This window comes from Streptomyces spiramyceticus (genome assembly GCF_028807635.1).
In the GTDB taxonomy this organism is placed as follows: Bacteria; Actinomycetota; Actinomycetes; order Streptomycetales; family Streptomycetaceae; genus Streptomyces; species Streptomyces spiramyceticus.
In genome coordinates this window covers 241053-262897 of the sequence record NZ_JARBAX010000001.1, presented here as the reverse complement: position 1 = coordinate 262897, position 21845 = coordinate 241053, and the positions used below count along the sequence as shown (strand labels likewise).

Genomic DNA, 21845 nt, shown 5'->3' with positions numbered 1-21845 from the left:
GCAGTTAACGCGGCCGAAACTCCGCGCAACTAGCCTGCGTCATCAAGGCACAAGACGGGTGCGTGATACATCTATGTCCCGTCGCGGTGGCCGCGGCAGCCGGACCGGGCGGTCCGGTGCGAGGACTGTGAGGTGGGACGCGTGCAACTGACCCCGCACGAGCAGGAAAGACTGCTCATCCATGTGGCGGCGGACGTCGCGGAGAAGCGCCGGGCGCGCGGAGTGAAGCTCAATCACCCCGAGACGATCGCGCTCATCACCTCGCACATCCTCGAAGGCGCCCGCGACGGTCGGACCGTCGCCGAACTCATGTCGTCGGGCCGGAACGTGCTCACCCGTGACGACGTCATGGAAGGCATCCCCGAGATGATCCACGATGTACAGGTGGAGGCGACCTTCCCGGACGGCACCAAGCTCGTCACCGTCCACGACCCGATCGCCTGACGGGGGAGCGGCCGCCGATGATCCCCGGAGAGATCCTGTACGCCGACGACCCCGTTGCTCTCAACCAGGGCCGCCCCGTCACCCGCCTCACCGTCCTGAACGCCGCCGACCGGCCCGTCCAGGTCGGCTCCCATTACCACTTCGCCGAGGCCAACCCCGGTCTCGACTTCGACCGCGCCGCCGCCCGCGGCCTGCGGCTGAACATCGCCGCGGGCACCGCCGTGCGCTTCGAGCCCGGCATCCCCGTCGACGTCGAACTCGTTCCCATCGGCGGACGGCGCATCGTCGCCGGTCTGCGCGGGGAGACCGGAGGTGCCCTCGATGCCTGAGCTCGTACGCCCCGTGTACGCCGACCTGTTCGGCCCCACGACCGGCGACCGCATCCGGCTCGCCGACACCGACCTGCTGATCGAGATCGAGGAGGACCGCTGCGGCGGACCCGGACGCGCCGGTGACGAAGCGGTGTTCGGCGGCGGCAAGGTGATCCGCGAATCCATGGGCCAGGCGCGTACGACGCGTGCCGACGGCGCACCCGACACCGTCATCACCGGCGTTGTGGTCCTCGACCACTGGGGCATCGTCAAGGCCGACATCGGCATTCGGGACGGACGGATCACCGGCGTCGGCAAGGCCGGCAACCCCGACACGATGGACGGCGTGCACCCCGACCTCGTCATCGGGCCCGAGACCGAGATCATCGCCGGCAACGGCAAGATCCTCACCGCCGGCACGATCGACGCGCACGTCCACTTCATCTCGCCGACCATCGTCGACCAGGCGCTCTCCTCCGGCATCACCACGCTCGTCGGCGGCGGCACCGGACCGGCCGATGGCAGCAAGGCCACCACCGTCACGCCCGGCGGCTGGCACCTTGCCCGGATGTTCGAGGCGCTGGAGCAGTTCCCCGTCAACATCGGGCTGCTCGGCAAGGGCAACACCATGTCCCGTGACGCCATGCACGCCCAGCTCCGGGGCGGCGCCCTGGGATTCAAGATCCACGAGGACTGGGGGGCCACCCCCGCCGTCATCGACGCCTGCCTCGGTGTGTGCGACGAGACCGGCGCCCAGCTCGCCATCCACACCGACACGCTGAACGAGGCCGGGTTCGTCGGCGACACCCTCGCCGCCATCGCCGGGCGGACCATCCACGCGTACCACACCGAGGGCGCGGGCGGCGGGCACGCCCCGGACATCATCACGGTCGTGTCCGAGCCGAACGTCCTGCCCAGCTCCACCAACCCGACCCGGCCGCACACCGTCAACACCATCGAGGAACACCTCGACATGCTGATGGTCTGCCACCACCTCAACCCCGCCGTGCCGGAAGACCTGGCCTTCGCCGAGTCCCGGATCAGGCCCTCCACCATAGGGGCTGAGGACATCCTGCACGACCTCGGCGCCATCTCGATCATCTCCTCCGATTCCCAGGCCATGGGCCGCATCGGCGAGGTCGCGATGCGTACGTGGCAGACCGCGCACGTCATGAAGAAGCGCCGCGGCGCGCTGCCCGGCGACGGGCGGGCCGACAATCACCGCGCGCGTCGCTATGTCGCCAAGTACACGATCAACCCGGCCGTCGCGCAGGGCCTCGACCACGAGATCGGCTCCGTCGAGCGCGGCAAGCTCGCCGATCTGGTGCTGTGGGAGCCGGCCTTCTTCGGCGTCAAGCCGCAACTGGTCATCAAGGGCGGGCAGATCGCGTACGCGCAGATGGGCGACGCCAATGCCTCCATCCCGACCCCGCAGCCGGTCATGCCCCGCCCGATGTTCGGCGCGCTCGGCAAGGCGCCCGCCTCCAACTCCCTGAACTTCGTCGCGGACGCGGCGATCGAGGACGACCTGCCGGAACGCCTCGGCCTGGGCAAGCGGTTCGTACCGATCAGGAACACCCGTCGCGTCACCAAGGCCGACATGCGGGAGAACGACGCCCTCCCGCGCGTCGAGGTCGACCCGGACACCTTCACGGTGACGATCGACGGCGACGTGGTCGAACCGGCTCCAGCGGCTGAACTCCCCATGGCCCAACGCTACTTCCTCTTCTGAAGGGACGGTCCTGGCATGAGCCGCGCAGCCCTGCTCGTCCTCGCCGACGGGCGATTCCCCGCCGGCGGCCACGCCCACTCCGGCGGGGCCGAAGCGGCCGTCAAGGCGGGACGTATCCGTAACGACCGCGACCTGGCCGCCTTCTGCCGGGGCCGCCTGCACACCACCGGGCTCACCTCGGCGGCGCTCGCCGCCGCGGCCGCACTCGGCGTCGACCCGCTCGACCTGGACGAGGCGGCCGATGCCCGTACGCCGTCACCCGCCCTGCGGGCGACGGCCCGCAAGCTGGGCCGGCAGATGATGCGGGCCGCCCGCGCCACCTGGCCGTGTGCCGAGCTCGACGCGCTGGCGGCGGCGCGGCCGCGCGGCGCGCACCAGCCCGTCGTGCTCGGCGTCGCCGCCGGCGCGGCGGGGCTCGGGCCCGAGGACGCCGCGCACTGTGTCGCGTACGAGACCGTCAGCGGTCCCGCCACCGCGGCGGTACGCCTCCTCAGCCTGGACCCCTTCGAGGCCACTGCCGTACTCGCGCGCCTCGCACCCGAACTCGACGACGTCGCGCGGCGCGCGGCCGAAGCCGCCCGCCGCGCCCTGGACGAAGGCACCGGGGCGCTGCCGGCCGCTTCGGCGCCGCTGCTCGACATCACGGCGGAGGCGCACGCGGCATGGCCGGTACGCCTCTTCGCCTCGTAGGGCCGCACTCGTAGGGCCGCACTCATAAGACTGCTCTCGTGACATCGCTTTCGTAACACCGCTCGCGCAACACCGCCTAGGAGCCGCACCATGCACCTCGACCACAGCCACGACAGCGCCATGGCGGTCAGCGCCGACGCCGCCCGCCCCGACGGTACGAAGCGGGCCCTGCGCATCGGACTCGGCGGCCCCGTCGGCTCCGGCAAGACCGCCACCGTCGCCGCCCTCTGCAGGGAGCTGCGCGAAGAGCTGTCCATCGCCGTCGTCACCAACGACATCTACACGCGCGAGGACGCCGAATTCCTGCTGCGCAACGCCGTATTGCCGCCCGAGCGCATCCAGGCCGTCGAGACCGGAGCCTGCCCGCACACCGCGATCCGCGACGACATCTCCGCCAACCTCGAAGCGGTCGAGGACCTGGAGGACGCGGTGGGGCCGCTCGACCTGATCCTCGTCGAGTCCGGCGGTGACAACCTCACCGCGACGTTCTCCAGGGGACTCGTCGACGCGCAGGTCTTCGTCATCGACGTGGCGGGCGGCGACGACATCCCGCGCAAGGGCGGTCCCGGCGTCACCACGGCCGACCTGCTGGTCATCAACAAGACGGACCTCGCGCCCTACGTCGGCTCGGACCTCGGCCGGATGGCCCGTGACGCCAAGGAGCAGCGCGGCGAACTCCCGGTCGCCTTCACCTCGTTGACCTCGGGAGACGGCGTAAAGCCGGTCGCCGACTGGGTACGCGAGCAGCTCGCCGCCTGGTCCGCATGACCACCGCCATGACCGCCCTCGCCCCTGCGGGCATCGAGGCCACGGCCCGTATCACCGCCGTCCCCGACGGCCGGGGCGGCACGCGCCTGCCCGTGCTGGAGAGCGACGGCCCCCTCGCCCTGCGCCGCACGCGCGGCACGGGCCCGTACGCCCGTGTCACCGTCGTCGGAGCGATGAGCGCGCCGCTGGGCGGCGACCGGCTGGCGATCGAGGCCGACGTACGAACGGGTGCGGCGCTGGCCGTGGACTCGGCCGCGGCGACGGTCGCCCTTCCCGGGCGGACCCCTGAGCCCGCGCGCTACGACGTGAGGGTGACCGTCGGAGAGGATGCGGACCTGCGCTGGCTGCCGGAGCCGCTCATCTCGGCATGCGGCAGCGAACTGCGCATGACCACCCGTATCGAACTCGCCGCCTCCGCCCGCCTCGTCCTGCGCGAGGAGCAGGCCCTCGGAAGGTACGGCGAAGAGGCGGGCACGCTCGTCTCGCGTCTCACCGTCCACCGCTGCGGTCGGCCGCTCCTCGACCAGGAGCTGTCGTACGGTCCGGGGTCCCCCGGCGGCTGGGACGGGGGAGCCGTACTCGGCGGGGGGCGTGCGGTCGGTCAACTCCTCGTCGTGGACCCGGCCTTCGCGGAAGAATGCCCCGAAACGCGACTATTGGGGGACGGTGCGGTCCTCGCCCCGCTCGCGGGCCCCGCCGTGCTGGTCACGGCGGTGGCGGCCGATGCGCTGCGGCTGCGGCGCGTTCTGGACGGGGCACTTCGGACATTTGGGTGACGGCCGGTTGCACCGCTCACCGGGACACGGCTCACCGGTTATGGGATTGGTAAAGAAGGCCGGTACGGCCTGTTGCCCGAGGCCCCTCAGGCGACAGGATTCGGCCGTACGACCGACCACTGCCGCCCTGCGCGGCAGAACAATCCCAGGGGGAGACCCACTTGAGACGCTCAGCAGCGCTCGGCTCGGCCGGCACTCTGATAGCGGGCACGCTGATGGCAGGCGTCATGGCTGTGCCCGCGGCCGGTGCCGACGGCCGCCACAGCGGCAGCAGCACGTCCGAGGCGCGCGGCGTACAGATCGCCGCAGACCGTGCGGCGAAGGCGGGCATCGACTGGCAGGACTGCCCCGCCGACTGGGGGATCGCCAAGCCCATCCAGTGCGGCTGGGTCACCGTCCCGGTCGACTACGCGAAGCCGAACGGACGGAAGATCAAGATAGCCCTCGACCGCATCGGCAACACGGGCACCGAGAAGGACCGTCAGGGCTCTCTGCTCTACAACCCGGGCGGCCCCGGCGGCTCGGGCATGCGGTTCCCGACCCGGGTCACCAAGAAGAACCCGATCTACACCAAGATGGCCAAGGCGTACGACTTCGTGGGCTTCGACCCGCGCGGTGTCGGCCACTCCTCGCCCATCTCCTGCGTCGACCCGCAGGAGTTCGTCAAGGCGCCCAAGCTCGACCCGGTGCCCGACAGCGAGGCCGACAAGCTCGCCCAGCGCAAGCTCGCCGCCGAGTACGCGGACGGCTGCAAGGAGCGCAGCGGCTGGCTGCTGCCGCACATGACCACGCCGAACACCGCACGCGACCTGGACGTCGTCCGCGCCGCGCTCGGTGAGAACAAGCTGAACTTCCTCGGCGTCTCGTACGGCACGTACCTCGGCGCGGTCTACGGAACGCTGTTCCCGGGCCACGTCCGCCGCATGGTCGTCGACAGCGTCGTCAACCCGTCGAAGGAGAAGATCTGGTACCAGGCCAACCTGGACCAGGACGTCGCCTTCCAGATGCGCTGGAACGACTGGAAGGAGTGGGTCGCCAAGAACGACGCCACCTTCCACATCGGGGACACCTCCGAGAAGGTCGAGGCGCAGTGGGTGAAGCTGCGCGCCACCGCCAAGAAGGACCCGATCGGCGGCGTCGTCGGTCCCGCCGAGCTCATCGGCTTCTTCCAGAGCGCTCCGTACTACGACTCCGCCTGGGTGCCTGTCGCCGAGACGTGGAGCAAGTACATCGCGGGTGACACCAAGGCGCTCGTCGACGAGATCGCGCCGGACATGTCGGACACCGCAGGCAACGCGGCCTCGGAGAACGGCAACGCCGTCTACACGGCCGTCGAGTGCGCGGACGCCAAGTGGCCCACCAGCTGGAAGAAGTGGGACCGGGACAACACCAGGCTGCACAAGGACCACCCGTTCATGACGTGGGCCAACGCCTGGATGAACCTGCCCTGCGCCACCTGGTCGACCAAGCAGCAGACGCCGCTGGAGGTCAAGTCCGGCAAGGGTCTGCCGCCGGTGCTGATCGTTCAGGCCACGCGTGACGCCGCCACCCCGTACGAGGGCGCCGTCGAGCTGCACAAGCGCTTCAAGGGCTCGCGCCTGATCACCGAGAAGGACGCCGGCTCGCACGGCGTCACCGGGCAGGTGAACCCGTGCATCAACGACCGGGTCGACACCTACCTGCTCACCGGGAAGACCGACAGCCGCGATGTGACGTGCGCCCCGCACGCCACGCCGAAGCCGTAACGGCCTGAACGGGTGAGGGGGCGGCCGGAATTTCCGGCCCGCCCCCTCCTCGCGTTCAGGGCGTGTCCGGCGGATCAGGCCTGGGCCGCGGGGCTTGGCACGCCCTACCGGCGGGCGAGCCAGGCGTCCTCGTCCGCGTAGTCGAACGGCCCGCCGCTGCCGGGCCCGTACCTCTGCGACAGCTTGGGGAACGCCTCCCGCCAGTCCTGGCGGCGGAGCTCCTCCGCCAGCCACTCCACCGTGGCGGGCAGCGAGTCGGCGTAACCGGTGACGGCCCGGTAGCCGAGTTCGCGCTCGGCGGCCGACATGTCGTACACGATGGGATGGCCACCGCTCCAGGGCGTCTCCCCGACCGTGCCCACCGGCGGCGGCCCGTCCACGAGCACCAGCTCGCTTCGTACGCCCATGACCTCGTCGATCGCCGTACTGATCTCCGCGACGGTCGGCACATCGGGATCACCGGCGTTGAGCACCCGCGCACCGGGCCGCGCCGCCGCCAGCCGGATCAGTTCCGCGAGGTTGGAGACATGCACCGGGTGGAACCGGCTGAGGCCGCCGTACGCCAGAATCCGCACCGGCCGACCGTCCAGCGCCCGCTTGACGAAGTGGATCTCGCGCGGTGTCCGGCAGTACGGCCCGTGGATCGCGCCCGCGCGCAGCAGCGTCGTCGGCAGCCGGCCGGCGGCGGCCATCAGATGCCGTTCGATCGCGACCTTCCTCGTCCCGTACGTCGCGTCGCCCGGCGCCACGGTCGGCTGCGTCTCGGAGATGGGCACCGGGTACTGCGGGAACCCGTCGGGCTCCTCCTGCGTGTCGAAGCTCCGGCCCTTGTCGTCCTCGTACACGGCGCCACTGGAGATGACGACGGCGGACCCGATCCGGTCCGCGAGGCCCGTCAACTGCTGTGCGTGGCGCGTCTCGAACGCGACCATGTCCACCAGTACGTCGCATCCGTCACCGAGCGCCGCGGCCAGCGCCGCGTCGTCCTCGCGGTCGACGGCGACTGCCCGTACACCGTCCGGCCAGGTCTCGTCCCGGCCGCCGCCAGGGGAACCGGCCCGTACGTCCCAGCCGTCCTCTGCGAGCGCCCGTACGGCAGCCCGCCCGATCTGTCCCGTCGCTCCGACAACGAATGCGTTTCCCTTGGTCATGCCAGGGACGCTATGCGCCGAGTATCTGCAGGCACAGGCGCTTTCGCCCTGCGCTGATTCGCCGTCAGCGCAGTAACCGCGGGAACTTCTTCGCCTGCTCCGCCTTGACCTCGGCGGCGTACCGGTCGACGTACTCCTGCCCGGAGAGCCCGAGGATCGCGTACATGATCTCGTCGGTGACGGCGCGGAGCACCGCCTTCTCGTTCTCCATGCCCGCATAGCGCGAGAAGTCCAGCGGCTCGCCGAAACGGATGGTGACGCGCTTGATGCGAGGTACTACCTGTCCGGGCGGCTGGATCTCGAACGTACCCACCATGGCGCACGGCACCACGGGCACGTGCGCCTTGAGCGCCATCGCCGCGACGCCGACCTTGCCCTTGTAGAGGCGGCCGTCGTGCGAGCGGGTGCCCTCGGGGTAGATCCCCAGCAGCTCGCCCTTGCTCAGCACGCCGAGGCCCTCGCGGATCGCCGCCTTCCCCGCCTCCTTGCCCGATCTGTCGACCGGGATCTGTCCGGCGCTGCGGAAGAACGAAGCGGTCAGGCGGCCCTTGAGACCGGGACCCGTGAAGTACTCGGCCTTGGCGAGGAAGGTGATGCGCCGTCTGATGATCGCGGGCATCAGGAAGTGGTCCGAGAACGACAGATGATTTCCGGCTACGATCGCCGCCCCCTCGTCGGGGATGTGCTCAAGGCCTTCGATCCTCGGTCGGAACAGCAGCCTCAGCAGAGGCCCCAGAAGCACGTACTTGAGCACGTAATAGAACACGGGGGCGCTCCTCACTCCGCGGGACCGGCTCCAGGGCTGCGTTGTGCCAGGTCATCAGACGTGCCGGGAGAAACCAGTCTAGGCGGGCGTGTTCCCGTGGGTAAGCGTCGCTGATCAGACACTTCCTGGCTCAATGTAAACGTCCCTGACGCCCGGTCAGGCGCCCTGTGCCGCCTCTTCGGCCTCCGTAGCCTCTTCCGCGTCCTCGGCCTCCTCCGCCTGTTCCGTCATGGAGCGGACGAAGGGAGACACGGCAGTGCCGAGCAGCGTCGCCGTGGCGATCGCGCCCAGCGTGATGGCCCAGGCGAAAGGCCCCAGCGGCGTGCAGCCGAAGAACTGGCTGATGCCCGGGGTCTGGATGATCGCAGCGAGCACCGCCGCCGAGCCGAGGCTCGCCGCAAGGACATTGCGGTCCAGGCCGCCGGTGGCGAGCGTCTGCGCCAGCTGCGTGCCGACGACCGCCGCGAGCGCCACCGTACTGGCGCGGCGTCCCCTGCCCGTCACGCGAGCCGCGCTCCAGGCCAGGCCGGCGCCGGTGGCGGTGATGGCGCCGCGCAACAGCATCTCGTTGGTCAGCGCGGCACCGAGGGAGCGGCTGGGGCCCTCCTCCAGAAGCCGTTTGCCGACCTGGCCGGTCGGCTCGCGCACCGCGATGGCCAGCGAGGGCGCCAGGTCGGTGAGCAGGTTGACCAGCATGATCTGGCGGGCGTTGAGCGGTGTACGGCCGGTGAGCGAGGAGACCAGCACGCTGAAGGTGACCTCTCCCAGATTGCCGCCGATGAGAATGCCGAGCGCGGCCCTGACCGATGCCCACATGGCACGGCCCTCCATCAGAGCCGAGACGATCGTCTCCAGCCGGTCGTCGCTGACGACCAGGTCCGCCGCGGCGGTCGCGGCAGGGGTGCCGCGGCGCCCCAGCGCGATGCCGATGTCCGCGAGCCGGATGGCCGGTGCGTCGTTGGCGCCGTCGCCGGTCATGGCCACGACCCGGCCGACGCGCTGATAGGCCTGGACGATACGGACCTTGTGGTGCGGGCTGCAGCGGGCGATGACGTCCACCGTCGGCAGCAGCTCGTCGAGTTGGCCGTCGTCGAGCTCGTCCAGCTCGGCGCCGGTGCAGACCTTCGGCTCCTTGACCTCGCTGATGGTGGAGGCGATGGCGTCGGCGGTGGCCGGGTGGTCGCCGGTGAGCATCACCGTCTGCACGCCCGCCTCCCGCAGCCGCGCGGTCGCGGGGGCGGCGCTCGTACGGACCGGGTCGGCCAGCGTGATGAACCCGAGGAACACCAGGTCCCGCACGATCTCGTCGGTGAGTTCTTCGTCCGTGCCCATACGGCGCTCCGCCACCGCCAGTACCCGGCGCCCCGCGCCCGCGAGCGCCTCCGCCTCGCCCGTCAGCTGCCTGACCGCCTCTTCGTCGAGCGCGGCCTGCTTGCCACCGGGCTGCCTGTGCCCCGTGCAGCGTTCCAGTACGTTCTCCGGCGCTCCCTTCACGCTCAGCAGCAGGCCGTGCGTGGTGTGCCCGGAGGTCGCGTGGAAGGCACGGGACGGCTCGAACGGCAGTGTGTCCATGCGCCGCCAGCGGGAGGCGCCCTGCCGTACGGCGACCTTGGCGCTGCGCGCACCGGCCGTCACAGCGCGGTCGGTCTGGTGGGCCATGGGCTCCGCCTGCCGTGCCGGCGGGGTGGCACGCAGCGCGGCCGCGAGCACCTCCTTGCGCGACGAGTCGAGCCGGTCCACCGGCATTGCGCTCTCGCCGTCGCTCACGGCCGCGAGCTGGAGTTTGCCCTCGGTGAGGGTCCCGGTCTTGTCGAAGCAGAGGACATCGGCGCGGCCGAGCGCCTCGATCGTGCGCGGGTTGCGTACGAGCGCGCCGACGTCGGCCAGGCGCCGGGCGGCGGCCAGTTGGGCGGCGTTGACGAGGAAGGGCAGCCCCTCCGGGACGGAGGCGACGGCCAGGTTGACCGCCGAGGCGAGGTTGTCGGTCAGGGGGCGTCCGTGCAGCAGACCCGCCGCCGCCACGGCACTCGCCGACCCGAGCGCCACGGGCAGGCTGGCCCGGGTGAGCGAGGCGAGCCGGGCCTCGACACCGGTTTCGGGCGCCGCCTGCCGGGCGGTGGCGAGGCTGCGCCCGACTTCCGTACTGGATCCGGTGGCCACGACGACGGCCACGGCCCGGCCGGCGGACACGGTGGTGCCCTCGTACACCATCGAGTGGCGGCCGGTGATGTGCGTGGCGACGACCGGGGCGGGGTCCTTGCTCACGGCCATGGACTCGCCCGTCAGCGACGACTCGTCGACCTCTAGGCCCTCGGCCTCCAGCAGCCTGCAGTCCGCGGGTACGACGTCCTCGGGGCGCAGCAGGACGATGTCGCCCTCCACCAGCTCTCCGGCGGTGACCAGCCGTTCGCGGTTTCCCCGGCGTACGCGTGCGCCGATGGCCGAGCGGGCGAAGAGCTCCGCCAGAGCGCGCTCGGTCCTGACCCGCTGGAAGCCGCCGATGAACGCGGAGGTTCCCGTGATGGCCGCAACGAGCGCTGCGTCGGTACGCGAACCGACAGCGGTGGCCAGGGCGGCACCGGCGGCGAGAACGGGCGTGAGGGGGTTGGACAGTTCCTCGATGAAAGCCGCCGGCAGGGTCAGCCGCGACGGCCCGGTCCCCGCGTCCGAGCCCGCGCCGCCGGCCCGCGAGGCCGCCTCGTCGGCAGTCAGGCCGTCGGCGGTGCTGCGCAGGCGCTCCAGCACCCTTTCGGTGGGCATCAGGTGCCAGGGCACGCTGGTCACAGGCGGGGCGAGAGGGCGGGCGAGCAACTGCCGGGCACGCCAGCCGCCCAGGCAGAATGCCACGGCCCCGGCGGTGTTGCCCACCGCCATCGCCCGCGCGGCCGCCTGCCGGGCCGGGGCTTGGAGCGCTGCCACCGCGCCGACTCCGCTGCCGCCCGCGGCGAGTACGGCACTGTCGTGGTCGACCCGCGCCGCCATGCCCACGGCGTCCACGATCAGCCCCGCCGATTCGAGATCGGCGCCCACGATCAGGTGGGCACCCCAGGCCGGGGGGTCGCCCTCGCGGTGCACGCCGACGCCGCAGTCGGCCGCTCCCAGCGCCCGGCGGTTCCCGGAGACGAGCAGGATGACCGCACCGTCGGCCTGGAGACCGCGTACGGAGGCCACGAGGCGGCCGCCCGCCGGTACCACCGCGTCGGCGAAGGAGAACGCCGGGGAGGTCCGGTCGGTGGCCAGGACCACCCGGGCTCCCGCGCGGCGGGCCGCCGCCGCCACGGCCTCGGCTCCCGGGGCCGTCTGCATGGCCAGCCCCGCCACGGCCTGGAGCCTGCGCCCCTTGGCCAGGCCCAGTGCGCGCTCGCTGCCCCTGCGCCGCAACCGTCCCTCGGCCTGGCGTCCCGTACGCCCCGTCAGGTCGAGGTCGGCGAGCGGTCCGAGCACCCAGCCGTCGTCGTCGCGGACGGTGCGAAGGGGAGTGTCCGAGTCGAAGAGGGCGAAGAGCCGTTCCGCGGTCCGTTCGGGATCGGCGCCGCTGAGCAGTTCGAGGTCCACCGGTTCGTACCGGTCGCTGCGGAGCGTGTCCTCGTCCAGGACCACGGTGTCCACCTGCCCGAGCCGCCGCAGGGCGCCCCGGTCCATGGTCACGACACCACGCAGCGACAGGGCCCTGCCCAGGCTGGTGGCGAAGCCCTCCCTGCCCGCCTCCGGAGCCTTCGGTATGGCCGACAGGGCGACGGCCAGCCCCCGGCGGGGCCCGGCGAACGGGGCCGCGAGGGCGCCGGCCGCGATGCCTGCCGCCACGGCCCGCTCGGCATAGCGGTCCGCCGTGTCACGCGGGGTCGGCCCGGCCCGGTCGACCACGATGGGCTCGGCCGAGGCGTCGTCCGGCCCGCTGACGAGCCGGGGCTCGGCTTCCTCCCAGGTTGCCCGTTCCGCGGTGGCTTCCCGCCACTGGGCGACACGCTGGAGCGCGTCCAGGGCGATGCCTCCGCCGCGGGTTGCCACACCCTGGGCCAGGGCGCTGACCACGGGCAGTACCGACTCGGCCTGTTCCGGGCTGCTGACGGCGACGGCCAGGTGACGCAGCTTGGGGTGGTACTGCAGGGCGCCCGCGAGCGCTCCGGTCTCCGGAGGCAGCCTCAGCCACGGCGCCAGCTGCCTGAAGGTGGCGATGCCGAGTCCCACGGTGTCCGCGGTCAGCGCGGACACCGACTGACGCGTCTTCGGTCCTTCGCACGGATGGTGCGGCTCCGGGCACCACTCGTCGAACTCGTCCGGCCGGGCCGCGTAGTGGGCCTCCGCGCGCTCCACGAGCGCGACCAGCTCACGCTGGGACGGCGGCGGCGAGACCACCGCAGCCACCACGCGCTCGGACGGCGCGTTGACCCGGGCCCACAGCACCCCTGGGTGCCCTTCGAGGGCCCGCTCCACACCCTCGGCGACCCGCGCTCCTCCCGCGCCGTGCACTCCGCGGACCTCGATGTAGCAGCGCCCGGGCCGTGACCACACGCCGCGTCGCGGCAGTCCCATGAGCTGCGCGGTCACCTCGGCGGCACCTCGCACACCGGCCGCGACGCCGTACGTCACACCGGACGCGATCGGTCCGAGCAGCGGCGGCGCCGACAGGCGCAGTCCTGGGAGCAATGACATGGGTTAGGCCTCCGGTCCGTCGTCGCGACGTGAACTCAGCCCGAGTAGCCCCTCCAGTCTCAGCCAACCGTCGGGGAACGGCCACGCCGCAGCACACGGCACGCCGTTACGACGTCCACTACCCTGAGATAGAGGCAATTCCCCCCATACCGCACCTGTGGATGTGAGATTCGTGGCCACCTCCACATCGCCCCTCGAAGCAGGCGCCACGGCGCTGCCGAAGAACGGGCAGAAGCGCACGATCACCATCACCGTCCCGTCGTTCCCCTTGCCGTCCGCCGGCCGTGTCGCGAGCGGCGCGGCGAACGCGGTGCTGCTGCCGTTCGCCGTCGCCCGCCGGGTGCTCCCCGCCAAGGGCGGTCTGCCGCTCTATCTCGGTCTCGGAGCGCTGGGCGCCGCGGACATCATCGACTGGCCGGTGGCCATCGGCATCGGCGTCGGCTACGCGGTGCTCCGTCCCGGGAGTACGGAGACGGGCAAGGGGCCGAGCAAGGGGCCGAGCAAGGAGGAGCGCGGCGATGTCAGTTGAAGGGTCACTCGAAGGCGTCCTGCTGGAGAACGAGATGTCTGTTCCACCGGAGCCCGACCCCGTGCCCCCCTTGCCGCCGGACCCGGTACCTGCTCCGCCACGGCGGCCCGCCCCTGTCCCGCGCCCGGACCGCGTACCGGAACCCCCGGATTCGCACGTTTAGACCCGCTTGGACGAGACGCGCACGCCCGGACCGCTTGAACCGCCGATCCCTGATCAGGGCATCGGCGGTTCAAGGTCACATCGGGTTGATCACGTCGGGGTGATCAAGTCAGTCGGGGTGATCAGGTCAGGGGGTGATCAGGCTTCTGGTCCGGCGGGAACCGGAAAGCTGGCGGCGTGCGGTGACGAGAGCGGTGCCGACATCGCGTGTGCCGGTGGAGACGCACAACGTGTAGGCGACATCGTCCATACGCTGCCGGGCCCCGGCACTGCCCGTCTCGGCGTACAGCTTCTTGAGCGTCTCGTACTGCCCGACGAGCTTCCGCAGTACTTCGGGATGGGCCATCAGCACGACTGGTCTCCTTCAGCTCGCAGGACTGAGGGGCTGAAAACTGCCCATCCATCTTCGCACTGGCCGCCCGCCATGACATCCGCTGACCGTTACCGCAGGTCAGCCGGGCTTGATGCGGCCCCGCCAGGCTCCGGATTCGCCGCCGCGGTGCTCGATGTACTCCTTGAAGCGCCGCATGTCGCCCTTGACGCGACGATCGATCATTCCCGTCATGTCGGCGGTCTTCTCCGCGACCCCGCCGGACTCGACGTCCATCACGAGCTCCACCCGCGTGTGCGTGTCGTCCAGGCGCTGGAAGCTGACCAGCCCCTTCTGCTTGGTGTCGCCGCTGGTGGTGCGCCAGGCGATCCGCTCGTCGGGAAGCTGATCGATGATCTCGGTGTCGAACTCCCGCCGTACGCCACCGATTTTGGTGGTCCAGTGGTTGTGGACGTCGTCGAGCTGCCTGACCTCCTCGACTCCCTCCATGAAGTTCGGGAACTCCTCGAACTGCGTCCACTGGTTGTAGGCGGTGTGGACGGGAACCTCGACCTCCACTGACTCCTTCACCGTGCTCATGAGCGCGCCTCTCTCTCGGTTCCTCTTTCGGTGACTACGGCTGGGCGGATGCCCTGCCGTACAGATTGCGGACGGTGCAGCCAGTACCCGATGACTGCCTGCTCATGCCCGGGCAGCTTCAGGACGCGTCGGCCCTGCGTCGCCCCCGTGCGCCGCGCAGGGCCTCGATGAGGTCCTCCCGGCTCATGGAGGACCGGCCGGGAATCCCGGCCTCTGTGGCGCGCTCGTAGAGCTCCGCCTTGGTCAGGGAATCGAAGGACGAGGCCTTGCTCGGCCTCTTGGACCTCGCCGTGCTCCTTGCAGCGGTCTTCGCCGCGCCGCCGGCCTTCTGCCCGCGGCGGTCCTTGGGACTCTTGGCCCGGTCGACGCTGGCCCGCAGGGCCTCCATCAGGTCGACCACATTCGTGGACGCGGCCGGCGGTTCTGCCTTCTCGACCGTCTCGCCGGTGCGCTTGGCCTCGATGAGCTTGGCCACCTGCTCCTGGAACGTGTCGTGGAACTCTTCCGGCTTCCAGTCGATGCTGAGCGTCTCGACCAGCTGCTCGGCCATCTTCAGCTCGCGGTCGGTGACGGCGGCCTCTGCCGGCAGGTCGCCGATCTCCTTGCGCGGGTCGCGGATCTCGTCGGCCCAGTGCAGGGTGTGCAGCGTCAGTAGTCCGGCCTCCGCCTTCACGGCCACGAGGTACTGGTGGTTGCGCATGACGAACGTGGCGATTCCGGCCTTTCCCGTGTGGGCCATCGCCTTCTCCATCAGGGCATAGACCTTGGCGTACTCCTTGCCCTTGGGGCCGAGGTAGTACGTCTTGTCGAAGAAGATCGGCTCGACCTGCTCCAGGTCGACGAATCCGGTGATCTCCAGTGCCTTGGAGCGCCCCGGTGCGATGTCCTCCAGCTCGCCCGGCTCGACGACGACGTACTCGTCGCCCGCGTCGAAGCCCTTGACGATCTCGTCCAACGGGACTTCGTCGCCAGTGCGTTCATTCACCCGCTTGTTGCGTACCCGGTCCGACGTTCCGCGCTGCAACTGGTGGAAGTGGACGGTGTGGCTCTCCGTCGCCGTGAACATCTGCACGGGCAAGGTCACCAAACCGAACGTCAGCGCACCGCTCCACACTGGACGGGCCATGGCCGCTGCCACCTCCTCCTGCTTCCTTCCATGGCACCCCGGACAGCGGCCCGTCGCATCCCGGGCAAGGGCGGTGGTGCTGAGCAACGCAGTGGCCCCGGCCGGTCCGCGCGGGGACCGGCCGGGGCCACTGGGTGCCGTACGGCGGCTCAGGTGTGCAGGATGCTGTTCTGGCCGTCGCGGTCATCGGCATGCTCTTCGTCGAACCAGTAGTCGCCGTGGGCGAGGTAGCGGAAGCCGTACCGCTGTTCGGACGGAAGTGTCACGCTCACGCTCCGGGTGCCGTCCGGGCGCGAGACGAACGGATGGGTGCCGGGCTGCCAGTCGTTGAAATCGCCCACGACGCTGACCTGGCCGCAGGGTTGGTCCGCCGGAATGACGAACGTAATCTTGGTGCGCTGCTTGCGACGGCTGCGTTCCAGCATGCCGGAGACCTTTCCTCGGGGGCGGTTGCCCCAGCATCCACATCCGCCTGCCTTCCGTCGCGTCCTGCTGCGCTGACGCAGCGGTCAGTCGCCCGGATGGCGTCCCCGCGATCCGCCGGGGGAGGTACGGCCGGACCATGCGTAAATTACGCAATTTTGGGCATCCGCAAAGCTGGGACATGGGCACAGGGTCGAGGAGATGATCGACATGGTCCCGCTCTTGCTGGTGCTCCTGCTGGTCCTGATCCTCTTCGGGATCGGATTCGCCGCAGAATTCCTCTGGTACCTCGCGCTCGCGGTTCTGATCGTCTGGCTGCTGGGCTTCCTGCTGCGCGGTCCGGCCATCGGTGGCCGAAGGACACGCTGGTACCGCTGGTAGACAGACGGGCCGTCGAAGGAGGTCGCCATGGGCGCCCCCATCTGGGAGTACGGAGACACATCGGGACACGTGCCGGGAGCGGAGCTGGTCGGGTTCAAGGCCGAAGCATCGGACGGGCACATCGGGAAGATCGACAAGCACTCCGAGGACGTCGGCCGCTCGTACATCGTCGTCGACACAGGTCCGTGGATTTTCGGCAGGCGTGTACTGCTGCCGGCGGGTCTGGTGTCGCGGATAGATGTCGAGAACGAGACGGTTCACCTGTCGGCCACGAAGGCCGAGATCAAGGCCTCACCCGACCTTGAGAGCGGCAAGTACGCGGAAGAGGACCTGCCGTTCATGCATCTGATCGAGCAGTACTACGCGAACAGGCACATGTGACTCTCGCCCCGGCTCACCCAGGGGCTTGCTCAGGCCGGATCGCTCAGGCCCACTCCTTCGTGATCCTGAAGGAGTGGGTCTCGTCTCCCAGGATGTTGCCGTCGGCGTCGATGAAGGTGCCCGTCACTTCGTACGTGTCGCGGGCGAGATGGCCGGTCGGCAGCCGCTCGGGCGGGACGATCACGTCGTACGGGCCGCCCGGCCGGTAACAGCCCAGCATCGTCTCGGACATGCTCACCACGACTCCGTGGCGTTTGCGCACATCGACGAATTTGAGTCCTTCGACCGCTCTGCCGAGGCGGAAAGTCAGCCCGATGCGGATTTCCGCCCCCTCCTTCAGCTCGACTGGAATACCGGGCGAGGGCAAGGGGACAACTTGCTCGCCGTTGCCTTCGACCTGCAGCGTCATGCCGAGAAGCTCGAACGCGAGCGTGCCATGATCCGGATCTGCGAAAGAAGTCTTCATCGTACGAGCCAGCTTTCGGCAAAGAGCGTCAGCTACGTTCGCCGCCGCCCCGAGGCGGTTTCTTCCTCCAGCGTAGGCACCAGCGGCCGAATACGGGCACCGCGCTGACGAAAGTGATGATCCATGCGGCTGCGAAGGCCCAGAGGAAGGCCGGTTTCACGGTGGTCGACGCTGCGATCAGCAGCGCCGCTGATATTGCTCCCATGAGGCAAATGGCCAGGCCACGCGCCCTGATTCGCACTGGCGGTATGTGCGGAAGATGTCGGCTGCGCATGGTCCGCAACCGGCGGTCCAGGGTCTGGTCGTCGCCCTGCAGTTTGCCTTCGATTTCGGCAAGGATCCGCTGCTCGTGATCCGAAAGCCCAGCTCCGTCCATCGCTGACGCCTCCATCGCTGACGCCCATGCGGTTCAGCAATCTGTACCCCGATCGCCGACGCGCAAACAGGGCAATATTCTCAAACCGGTCCGAGTTCCGGTCCGGAAGCTGGGTACGCGCCTGTTGTCCGGCGCGCGACAAAAGGACGCCAGGGACGACGCGAGCACCACGCAAGGGTGAGAGTGATGACTACAGAACCGCCCCCCGAGGGCCCGGGGCCCGTACCGGCCGAGCCGGAGCCCGTGCCGCGCGACCCGCAGCCGCCCCCCGGGCCGGGGCCCGACGCGGAACCGCCTCCGGACCGGGGTCCCGTCACGCGGCCGGTCCCGGAGCCTCCCGACTGAACGGAGGGTCACCGTTTGCGGACCCTCTGTGGTCGGCGCACTGTGGATATCCAGTCCACCCCCCAAGAAGGACGGAAATCGTCATGAGCAAGGCGAAGGCGAAGGCCAAGCAGGCCAAGGGCAAGATCAAGGAAGCCGCCGGCAAGGCCATGGGTGACAAGAGCATGCAGGCCGAGGGCCGCGGCGAAGAACTGGCGGGCAAGGCTCAAGAGGTCGCCGAGAAGACGACCGGCCGGGTCAAGAAGACCGGGAAATAGCGGCAGTTCGCCGCGCATGGCACATGCGCCGTAAGGCACACAGAGCACACAGGGCGCCATGCACCCAGGCGGCCGCATCCGGGCTTCGTCCCGGGTGCGGCCGCCCGCTTGCGATCATCTTTCTTCGGTCAGTCGCGCTTCGGTCAGTCGCGCGACCCTTCAGCGGGGTGCTGCTCCTCGTCCGGCGGCGGCGGGGCCAGTGGGCGAAGGACCTCATTGCCGTGGTCCTTCAGCTCGTACGGCATGAGCCGCCTCCCGTCCTTGGGGAAATCCGTGGAGGAGTGCGGACCGTACTCGTCGATGTGAGTGCGGTGATCCGGGGGCTTCGGCTGCTCCTCCGGGCGCGGCGGAGGTGGCTCCCGCCGTCGGCGGACCAGGCCCCACCAGACGGCACCGATCAGCATGGCCACCACTACCAGGCCCACGATGAACGGCACGATGCCGATCACGTAGTGGTTGTCGGCCGCGAGCCCCGTGACCGTGGTGCTCTCCATTGCGCTGGACACGTTCATGCAACCCGGGTACCCCGGAGCGGGACGGCTCATGTTTTCGGGGCGCAAAGTTCGGCAAAGCGTGTCACATGGTGCAAATCGGCTACACGATGATGACCGAGCAGGCAGGCCCGCGTGAGCTCGTCGAGCACGTGGTGGGAGCGGAGCGGGCAGGCTTCGACTTCTCCGTGACGTCCGACCACTACTTCCCGTGGCTCGACTCCCAGGGCCACTCGCCGTACGCCTGGAGCGTGCTCGGCGCCGCCGCGCAGGCCACGTCGCGGATCCCGCTCATGACGTACGTGACGTGCCCGACCGTGCGCTACCACCCGGCGGTGGTCGCCCAGAAGGCCGCGACGATGCAGCTGCTCTCCGAAGGACGCTTCCGGCTCGGCCTCGGATCCGGTGAGCACCTCAACGAGCACGTGGTGGGCGTCGGCTGGCCCGCCGCCCACGTCCGCCTGGAGATGCTGGAAGAGGCGGTCGAAGTGATCCGCGCGCTCTTCGACGGCAGCACGGTGAGCCATCACGGCACCCACTTCGACGTCGAGAACGCCAAACTCTGGGACCTGCCCGACAAGCCGCCGCCGATCGGGATCGCGGTGTCCGGGGACCGGTCCTGCCAGGTCGCGGGCAGGCTGGGCGACCTCGTCATCGCCACCGATCCCAAGCGCGAGCTTCTCGACGCGTTCGACCGGTACGGCGGTACGGGCAAGCCGCGCGTCGGCCAGGTGCCCGTCTGCTACGACACCGACCGGGACGCCGCCGTCGCCCGGGCGCACGAGCAGTTCCGCTGGGCCCTCGGCGACTGGAAGGTCAACTCCGAGCTGCCAGGACCGGCCGGATTCACCGATGCCACCGAGTTCGTACGCCCGGAGGACGTCAGGAGGAGCATCCCGTGCGGCGATGACATCGACACCTTCGTCGAGGCGGTACGGCCCTTCGCCGAGGCGGGCTTCACGGAGATCGCCCTGGTCCAGGTCGGTGGCGGCCATCAGCAACCGTTCCTCGACTGGGCCGAAAAGTCCCTGCTGCCCGCGCTGCGCGAACTCTGAAGGCCGCCGCGCGGACGGACGCGGCTGTGCGGGTGACTGTGCGGCGCGGCTGCTTGCGGCGGGCCTCGACGGAAGGTGGCCTGGCGTCCCCGACGCCGAGTCCCAGGAGATCCGGATGCGCTCCCTCCTCACCGTCACCATCAGCACTGTCATCACCGTCACCGTCAGCGTCACCGCCGCCGCGGTGCTCGCCTTCACGGGCGCGGTCCCTCCCGCTCAGGCGGACGACGTCGACCCCGGTCCGAAGTCGACGCGCGGGTTGTTCCTGACCGTCTCGGGATCGGAGAACACCTGGATCCGGGGCGTCATGCTGCACTGCCCGCCCAAGCCTTCGGAGCACCACCCGGAGGCCACCGCGGCCTGCGCGGCGCTCGACAAGGCGAACGGCGACCTCGACTCGCTGCCGGTGGACAGCCACGCGTGCACGAAGAGGTTCGACCCGGTGACCGTCAGCGCCACGGGCACGTGGCGGGGCCGCCCGACGGCATGGAACAAGACGTACTCCAACTCGTGCGAGCTCGACGTCGCGACCGGCTCCGTCTTCCGCTTCTGATCGGCATTGGCCCCGCGTCGCGCAGTGTCGTTTCAGCGGCTGCGCGACGCCGCCATCCCGATCGTGACGAGGCCCAGCACGACCCAGCCGAACCACAGCCAGCCGTTGCTGCCGAGCGCCGCCGTGTACGCCGAGATCACCACCAGCGACCCGAGGGTGAGCACCCCCATGGCCTTCGTAGAACCGGGCATGTGAGCCCCCTCCTTCGGCTGGAGGGCCATCGTCACCCCTGACGGGCTCCCGCGCTACTGTGCCGACGTTACCGGCGTCCTAGGGGGGTGTCCGGTCGATCTCCGTGGGAGAAGGAGCGGACACCCCCTAGCGCCCGCGTGCCTGGAGCGAGGCGAGGTAGGCGTTGTACGCCGCCAGCTCCTTGTCGCCGTCCCGGTCGGCCGCCCGGTCCGCGCGCCGCGCCACCCGCTGCTCGGACCGGTACCACTGGAACACCAGCGCGATCAGCACCAGCACCGACGGGATCTCGCTGAACGCCCAGGCGATGCCGCCCGCCGCGTTTTGGTCGGTCAGCGCGTCGATGCCGAGCGACGCCGGAGGGTTCTTGTACGTACCGATCATGGGCTGGGTCGCCATCATCAGCGCGATGCCGAAGAAGGCGTGGAACGGCATTCCGGCGAACAGCTCCAGCATCCGCATCACATAGCCGGGGCGGTGCGGCCCCGGGTCGACGCCCATGATGGGCCAGAAGAAGACCAGGCCGACGGCGAGGAAGTGCACCATCATGCCCAGGTGCCCCGGCTTGCTCGACATCAGGAAGTCGAAGACGGGCGTGAAGTAGAGCGCGTACAGGCTCGCGATGAACAGCGGGATCGTGAACGCCGGATGCGTGACGATCTTCATGTAGCGGCTGTGTAGCAGCATGAGCAGCAGCTCGCGCGGTCCCTTGCGGTTCCCGCGCCCCGCCACCGGCAGGGCACGCAGCGCCAGCGTCACCGGAGCGCCGAGCAGCAGCAGGATCGGCGAGAGCATGCTGATCACCATGTGCTGAACCATGTGCACGCTGAACATGACCATGCCGTAGTCGTTCAGCTTGGTGCACATCACCAGCGCCACGCTCAGCACGCCGACGACGAAGAGAACGGTCCGGGCGACCGGCCAGGCGTCACCGCGCCGGCGCAGCCGCACCACGCCCCATCCGTACAGAGCGATCGCCAGCAGGCAGCCGACCAGGAAGAAGGGGTCGGGGGAGAACTCCAGCCCCCGTCCCAGCGTGAACGGCGGCAAATCCATGTTCATGCCGCTGCCGTGCCCGCTGTGATCCATCTGTGTACTCCCGTGGGGGCTACCCATTCGTGCCGGTTGTCCGCTACAGAGTAGAACCGCCCCCTGCCGCGCTTGC

25 protein-coding genes are annotated in these 21845 nt (G+C 70.1%); 13 read left to right on the top strand and 12 right to left on the bottom strand.

The genetic code is table 11. The annotated features are described in order from the left end of the window. The first annotated feature begins 141 nt into the window (after positions 1 to 141). The 7 genes from PXH83_RS00985 (at position 142) to PXH83_RS00955 (ending at position 6466) form a co-directional block, all read left to right on the top strand. Positions 142 to 444, top strand: a complete 303-nt coding sequence (locus PXH83_RS00985; RefSeq protein WP_274555551.1) for an urease subunit gamma — start codon at positions 142 to 144, stop codon at positions 442 to 444. Positions 445 to 461: 17 nt separating this feature from the next. Continuing rightward, positions 462 to 773: an urease subunit beta gene (locus PXH83_RS00980; protein ID WP_214919762.1), complete on the top strand. Its 312-nt coding sequence runs from the start codon at positions 462 to 464 to the stop codon at positions 771 to 773. Next, positions 766 to 2487: an urease subunit alpha gene (locus PXH83_RS00975; RefSeq protein ID WP_274555547.1), complete on the top strand. Its 1722-nt coding sequence runs from the start codon at positions 766 to 768 to the stop codon at positions 2485 to 2487. Before PXH83_RS00980 ends, PXH83_RS00975 begins: the two co-directional genes overlap by 8 nt. A 15-nt stretch (positions 2488 to 2502) precedes the next feature. Further along, positions 2503 to 3177, top strand: coding sequence for an urease accessory protein UreF (locus PXH83_RS00970; RefSeq protein ID WP_274555545.1), 675 nt, complete (start codon positions 2503 to 2505; stop codon positions 3175 to 3177). Positions 3178 to 3267: 90 nt separating this feature from the next. Further along, on the top strand, positions 3268 to 3945 hold the full coding sequence (ureG, locus tag PXH83_RS00965; protein WP_274555543.1) for an urease accessory protein UreG: 678 nt from the start codon (positions 3268 to 3270) through the stop codon (positions 3943 to 3945). Next, positions 3942 to 4721, top strand: coding sequence for an urease accessory protein UreD (locus PXH83_RS00960; protein ID WP_274555541.1), 780 nt, complete (start codon positions 3942 to 3944; stop codon positions 4719 to 4721). The genes ureG and PXH83_RS00960 overlap by 4 nt, the downstream gene beginning before the upstream one ends. A 161-nt stretch (positions 4722 to 4882) precedes the next feature. Continuing rightward, complete coding sequence (locus PXH83_RS00955; protein ID WP_274555539.1) at positions 4883 to 6466, top strand: alpha/beta hydrolase; 1584 nt, start codon at positions 4883 to 4885, stop codon at positions 6464 to 6466. A 104-nt stretch (positions 6467 to 6570) separates the two neighbouring features. Here the strand turns inward: PXH83_RS00955 and PXH83_RS00950 are convergent, their stop codons facing one another. From PXH83_RS00950 to PXH83_RS00940, 3 genes are all read right to left on the bottom strand, one after another. Continuing rightward, positions 6571 to 7617 carry an NAD-dependent epimerase/dehydratase family protein gene (locus PXH83_RS00950; RefSeq protein ID WP_274555537.1) on the bottom strand — a complete coding sequence of 349 codons (1047 nt, stop codon included), beginning with the start codon at positions 7615 to 7617 and terminating at the stop codon, positions 6571 to 6573. Positions 7618 to 7681: 64 nt separating this feature from the next. Continuing rightward, complete coding sequence (locus tag PXH83_RS00945; RefSeq protein ID WP_274555535.1) at positions 7682 to 8383, bottom strand: lysophospholipid acyltransferase family protein; 702 nt, start codon at positions 8381 to 8383, stop codon at positions 7682 to 7684. A gap of 156 nt (positions 8384 to 8539) precedes the next feature. After that, positions 8540 to 13036 carry a cation-translocating P-type ATPase gene (locus tag PXH83_RS00940; protein ID WP_274555533.1) on the bottom strand — a complete coding sequence of 1499 codons (4497 nt, stop codon included), beginning with the start codon at positions 13034 to 13036 and terminating at the stop codon, positions 8540 to 8542. Positions 13037 to 13208: 172 nt separating this feature from the next. Between PXH83_RS00940 and PXH83_RS00935 the strand changes: the two genes are divergently transcribed. Further along, positions 13209 to 13565, top strand: coding sequence for a hypothetical protein (locus tag PXH83_RS00935; RefSeq protein ID WP_274555531.1), 357 nt, complete (start codon positions 13209 to 13211; stop codon positions 13563 to 13565). 289 nt (positions 13566 to 13854) lie between these two features. Here the strand turns inward: PXH83_RS00935 and PXH83_RS00930 are convergent, their stop codons facing one another. The 4 genes from PXH83_RS00930 to PXH83_RS00915 form a co-directional block, all read right to left on the bottom strand. Continuing rightward, entirely contained in the window at positions 13855 to 14079 is a 225-nt protein-coding gene (locus PXH83_RS00930) for a DUF5133 domain-containing protein (RefSeq protein WP_274555529.1), read from the bottom strand. Between the two features lie 99 nt (positions 14080 to 14178). Continuing rightward, positions 14179 to 14637 (bottom strand): SRPBCC family protein, encoded by a 459-nt coding sequence (locus tag PXH83_RS00925; protein ID WP_274555527.1) that lies wholly within the window; start codon positions 14635 to 14637, stop codon positions 14179 to 14181. A gap of 118 nt (positions 14638 to 14755) precedes the next feature. Then, positions 14756 to 15763: a non-homologous end joining protein Ku gene (gene ku / locus PXH83_RS00920; RefSeq protein ID WP_274555525.1), complete on the bottom strand. Its 1008-nt coding sequence runs from the start codon at positions 15761 to 15763 to the stop codon at positions 14756 to 14758. A gap of 149 nt (positions 15764 to 15912) precedes the next feature. Further along, entirely contained in the window at positions 15913 to 16188 is a 276-nt protein-coding gene (locus PXH83_RS00915; protein ID WP_274555523.1) for an isoamylase early set domain-containing protein, read from the bottom strand. Between the two features lie 208 nt (positions 16189 to 16396). Here PXH83_RS00915 and PXH83_RS00910 point away from each other — a divergent pair, with 208 nt between their 5' ends. Both PXH83_RS00910 and PXH83_RS00905 read left to right on the top strand, forming a co-directional pair. Continuing rightward, positions 16397 to 16567, top strand: coding sequence for a hydrophobic protein (locus PXH83_RS00910; RefSeq protein ID WP_274555521.1), 171 nt, complete (start codon positions 16397 to 16399; stop codon positions 16565 to 16567). A gap of 27 nt (positions 16568 to 16594) precedes the next feature. Further along, positions 16595 to 16948, top strand: coding sequence for a PRC-barrel domain containing protein (locus tag PXH83_RS00905; RefSeq protein ID WP_274555517.1), 354 nt, complete (start codon positions 16595 to 16597; stop codon positions 16946 to 16948). A gap of 43 nt (positions 16949 to 16991) precedes the next feature. On the opposite strand, the gene PXH83_RS00900 is transcribed toward PXH83_RS00905, so the two are convergent. Together PXH83_RS00900 and PXH83_RS00895 are read right to left on the bottom strand one after the other, a co-directional pair. Continuing rightward, entirely contained in the window at positions 16992 to 17414 is a 423-nt protein-coding gene (locus PXH83_RS00900; protein ID WP_274555515.1) for a rho GDP-dissociation inhibitor, read from the bottom strand. Positions 17415 to 17442: 28 nt separating this feature from the next. Next, the gene (locus PXH83_RS00895) at positions 17443 to 17790 is read right to left on the bottom strand and encodes a DUF3040 domain-containing protein (protein ID WP_274555513.1); all 348 of its coding nucleotides are present in this window, start codon (positions 17788 to 17790) and stop codon (positions 17443 to 17445) included. 428 nt (positions 17791 to 18218) lie between these two features. Here PXH83_RS00895 and PXH83_RS00890 point away from each other — a divergent pair, with 428 nt between their 5' ends. Continuing rightward, positions 18219 to 18392 carry a CsbD family protein gene (locus tag PXH83_RS00890; RefSeq protein WP_274555511.1) on the top strand — a complete coding sequence of 58 codons (174 nt, stop codon included), beginning with the start codon at positions 18219 to 18221 and terminating at the stop codon, positions 18390 to 18392. A 143-nt stretch (positions 18393 to 18535) separates the two neighbouring features. Here the strand turns inward: PXH83_RS00890 and PXH83_RS00885 are convergent, their stop codons facing one another. After that, positions 18536 to 18904, bottom strand: a complete 369-nt coding sequence (locus tag PXH83_RS00885; protein WP_274555510.1) for a DUF6479 family protein — start codon at positions 18902 to 18904, stop codon at positions 18536 to 18538. Between the two features lie 68 nt (positions 18905 to 18972). On the opposite strand from PXH83_RS00885, the gene PXH83_RS00880 reads away from it, so the two are divergent. Next, the gene (locus PXH83_RS00880; RefSeq protein ID WP_274555508.1) at positions 18973 to 19938 is read left to right on the top strand and encodes an LLM class F420-dependent oxidoreductase; all 966 of its coding nucleotides are present in this window, start codon (positions 18973 to 18975) and stop codon (positions 19936 to 19938) included. 115 nt (positions 19939 to 20053) lie between these two features. Beyond that, positions 20054 to 20491, top strand: coding sequence for an SSI family serine proteinase inhibitor (locus PXH83_RS00875; RefSeq protein WP_274555506.1), 438 nt, complete (start codon positions 20054 to 20056; stop codon positions 20489 to 20491). 32 nt (positions 20492 to 20523) lie between these two features. On the opposite strand, the gene PXH83_RS00870 is transcribed toward PXH83_RS00875, so the two are convergent. Then, the gene (locus PXH83_RS00870; protein ID WP_214919742.1) at positions 20524 to 20682 is read right to left on the bottom strand and encodes a hypothetical protein; all 159 of its coding nucleotides are present in this window, start codon (positions 20680 to 20682) and stop codon (positions 20524 to 20526) included. Between the two features lie 127 nt (positions 20683 to 20809). Next, entirely contained in the window at positions 20810 to 21769 is a 960-nt protein-coding gene (locus PXH83_RS00865) for a cytochrome c oxidase assembly protein (protein WP_274555503.1), read from the bottom strand. Positions 21770 to 21845 lie beyond the last annotated feature (76 nt).